The organism is Micromonospora sp. NPDC049799, assembly GCF_040656655.1.
GTDB lineage: Bacteria > Actinomycetota > Actinomycetes > Mycobacteriales > Micromonosporaceae > Micromonospora.
In genome coordinates, this window is record NZ_JBFAMU010000481.1 from 1 (window position 1) to 3,789 (window position 3,789).

Below are 3,789 nucleotides of genomic sequence, written 5' to 3' on the forward strand. Positions count from 1 at the left end.
GCCATCTCCAGCTCGTCCGGCGCGGCGACGTCATCCACTGCACGGTGACCGACCACGGCACCGGTCAGGACGGGTTGTCCGTCGACCTTCCGGAGCCCCCGCTGCCGGGCGAACTCCACGAAGTTGTCCGGCGTGGTCATCACCGCCACCCCGCCCGCGAACGCCAGGTCGCACTCCCCGTTCCGGATTGCCTGCGCCGCCAGGTGCAGCGCCACCAGCGACGACGAGCACGCCGTGTCCACCGTGACGGCCGGCCCCTCCAGCCCCAGCACGTACGCCACCCGCCCGGAGACCACACTGGACGTGTTGCCGGTGAGCAGGTAGCCCTCGATCCCCTCCGGCGCCTGGTGCCGCTCGTGCAGTTGGGGGCCGTAGTCCTGGGCGACCACCCCGGTGAACACGCCGGTGCTGCTGCCACGCAGGCTGGTCGGGTCGATGCCGGCCCGCTCGACGGCCTCCCAGGCGGCTTCCAGCAGCAGGCGCTGCTGCGGATCGGTGGCTAGCGCCTCCCGGGGGCTGATCCCGAAGAATCCCGGATCGAAGTCGCCCGCGTCGTAGAGGAAGCCGCCCTCCCGGACGTACGTGGTGCCCCGGGTGTCCGGGTCGGGGTCGTAGAGGGTGGCGAGGTCCCAGCCCCGGTCGGTGGGAAAGTCGCCGATCGCGTCGCTGCCGGAGGCGAGCAGCCGCCACAGCTCCTCCGGGGAGCTCACTCCGCCCGGGTAGCGGCACGCCATCCCGACGATCGCGATCGGCTCCCGGGCGCGTTCCTCCACCTCCTGCAGGCGCTGGCGGGTCTGGTACAGGTCCGCCGTGGCTCGCTTGAGGTACGCGACCAGCTTCTCCTCATTCGCCATCCGTGGCCACCTCACCGGTGAGATCGAGCTGCGTGAGTTCAACGTCCAGGTCCTGGTCGAGCAGGTGGAACAGCTCCTCCGGCGTGGCCGTGAGGATGTCGGCGGCGAACGTCGCCGGTTCCGGCTCCGGGCCGGTGAGCTGGTGCAGGAGCCCTTGCAGGCGGCTGACCAGGGCGTCCCGCCCGTCCGAGGCGTCGCCGTTCAACGCCCGTACCGCGCTCTCCAGCCGGTCCAGCTCGGCCAGTGCCAGCTCGGCCGGGTCGGGCTGGCGCGGCGTCAGCTGCTCCGCCAGGTACGCGGCCAGCGCGACCGGGGTCGGGTGATCGAAGACGACGGTGGCGGGCAGCGGCCGGCCGGTGAGCCGGCTGAGCTGGTTGCGGAACTCCAGCGCGGTCAGCGAGTTCAAGCCCAGCTCCAGGAAGCCCCGGTTCTCCCCGATCCCCGACGCGTCGGCGTGCCCGAGTGCCTTCGCCAACAGCTCGCGGATCAGCTCCGCCAACGTGCGCCGCACCTCCGCGCCGTCCCGGTCGCGCAGCAGGTCGGACCACCGGCCGGGTGCGGCGGCGGGAGCGACGGTGGTGGACCGGGTGAGGTGTGCGGGGAGGTTGCCGGGGCTGAGGTGGGCGGTGACGGGGTCGGGGTGATCGGTGCTGAGTGCGGTGTTCAGCAGGGTGAGGGCGTGGATGGTCGACAGCGGCGCGATGCCGGTGTCCTTGAGGCGTTGGCGGTCCCCCTCATGGAGGTGGGCGGTGAGGGTGCTGGTGTCGGTCCAGTAGCCCCAGTTGAGGCTGGTGGCGGGCAGCCCGAGCACGTGTCGATGGTGGGCGAGGGCGTTCTGGAAGGAGTTCGCGGCCGCGTAGTTGGCCTGGCCGGCGGTGCCGAGGGTGGCGGCGACGGAGGAGTAGAGGAGGAAGTGGGTCAACCGGTGCCGGCGGGTGAGGGTGTGCAGGTGCCAGGCGGCGTCGACCTTGGGGTTCAGGACCGGGTGAAGCTGGTCGGGGGTGAGGTTGGTCAGGGTGGCGTCGTGCAGGCTGCCGGCGGTGTGGATGACCGCGCCGAGGGGGTGCGGGGTCCGGTCGATGTCGCCGATCACCTCGGCGAGCTCCCCCCGGTTGGTGGTGTCGCAGGTGGTGACGGTGACGGTGGCGCCGAGGCCGGTGAGCTGGTGAACGAGCGCCGGTGCCGCCGGATGACGGGGGCCTTGGCGGCTGACCAGGTGCAGGTGGCGTAGGCCGTGGTGGGTGGCGAGATGGGTGGCGGTGTGTCGGGCGAGGGTGCCGCTGCCGCCGGTGATGAGCGTGGTGCCGTCGGAGTCGAAGGGTCGGTGTTCCGGGACCGGCCGGGGGCGGGTGGCCGCCGGCGGTGTGGCGTCGGGGATCAGTTGGGCGGTGAAGGGTCTGCCGGCCCGAAGGGCCAGTTGCGGCTGGCCACTGGCGACGGCGACGGGCAGGACGCGCAGGCTGTCCAGGTCGGTGTCGACGAGGGTGATCCGGTCGGGATGTTCGGTCTGTGCGGTCCGGACCAGACCCCAGCAGGTGGCGGCCGGCAGGTTGGTCAGCTGGTCCTGGTCGCCGGTGGTCACGGCGCCGGTGGTGAGGACGGTCAGGCGCGTGCCGGCGTAGGTCGGGTCGGTGAGGAACGCCTGGAGCGTGTGCAGGAGCTGAACGGTGGCCTGGTGCACGGCCACCGGGACGTCCACCTCGTCGCTGGTGCGGTGATCGGGTAGCGGCACGATGACCTGCTCGGGGGCGGTGATCTCCCCGGCGGTGACGGCGTCGCGGAGGGCGTCCAGGTCGGGCTGGCAGGGCACCTCCCAGCCTGGCACCGGCTCGCCGATGGTCACCCATCCGTCAGTGGCGGCGGGACCCGCCGGCAGCGTCACCGGCGCCCAGCCCAAGCGCCACACCTGCCCCTGGGCGGTGGCCCGGTCGGCCAGGTCGTCGACCCGTACCGGCCGGAACTCCACCTTGGCCACCGACAGCACGGGAGAGCCGGCCGGGTCCGTGGCCAGCAGCGCGTACCCGTCCGCGCCCTCCCGGCGCAGCCGGACCCGCAGATCGGTCGCGGGTGTCGCGTGCAGCCGTACGCCGGACCAGGTCATCGGCAACGCCACGGTGTCGTCGCCACCGGCCGCCTCGGGCGCGACCATCCGCAGCGCGGCGGCCAGCAGCGTCGGGTGCAGGACGTGACCGTCCCCGCTGTCGACGCGTACCTCCGCGGCGAATTCCGTGTCGCGCCGCCAGCCGGCGGACGGACACCCGGTGCCCGGCTCACCACCGGCCGCCGCCACCCGCTCCCGCAGCGCGGCCAGGTCGACCGCCGTCCACCCCGATGGCGGCCAGGCGGCATCGGGACGGGGCGCCGGGGCGCCCGACATGGACAGCGACCCGGTGGCGTGTCGCCGCCACACCACCTCCGCGTCGCCGTCGGCCGACGTCCCCATATGAATCGTGATCAGCCGCCGCCCGGACTCGTCGGGTGCGGTCACGGTCACCTGGACCCGCACGTGCCCCTGCGGCGGCGGCGCAACCGGTTCCCAGACGGTCAGCTCGTCGACCTGGTCGCACCCCACCTGCTTCGCCCCGTGCAGGGCCAGGTCCAGCGTCGCGGTCGGCGGCAGCAGCACTGTCCCCAGGAACCGGTGCCCGGCCAGCCAAGCCTGCTCGCCGACGCCCAGCCGACCGGTCAGGACCACGTCCGGCGTACCGGCCAGTTCCAGGGCCGCCGGCAGGATCGGGTGCGTGCTGGGTCGCAGTCCGAGGTGGTGGGTGTCCGTGGCGGGGGTGGCGGTGAGCCAGTAGTGCCGCTGCTGGAAGGGGTAGGTGGGTGGGCTTGCCTGTGTGTGGGGTGGGGGGAGTAGCCGGGTCCAGGTGATGGGGTGGGTGGTGTGGGTGTGGAGGTGGGCGGTGTTGGTGAGGAGGGTGTGCCAGGGGTC

The 3,789-nt window shown here is 73.1% G+C and carries 2 protein-coding genes; both read right to left on the reverse strand.

Features of this window, described 5'->3' with window-relative positions:
• On the reverse strand, positions 1 to 854 hold an 854-nt coding region (locus AB0I76_RS24880; protein WP_357039990.1), incomplete at its 3' end, for a beta-ketoacyl synthase N-terminal-like domain-containing protein.
• On the reverse strand, positions 844 to 3,789 hold a 2,946-nt coding region (locus tag AB0I76_RS24885; RefSeq protein WP_357039993.1), incomplete at its 5' end, for an SDR family NAD(P)-dependent oxidoreductase. The genes AB0I76_RS24880 and AB0I76_RS24885, both read right to left, overlap by 11 nt.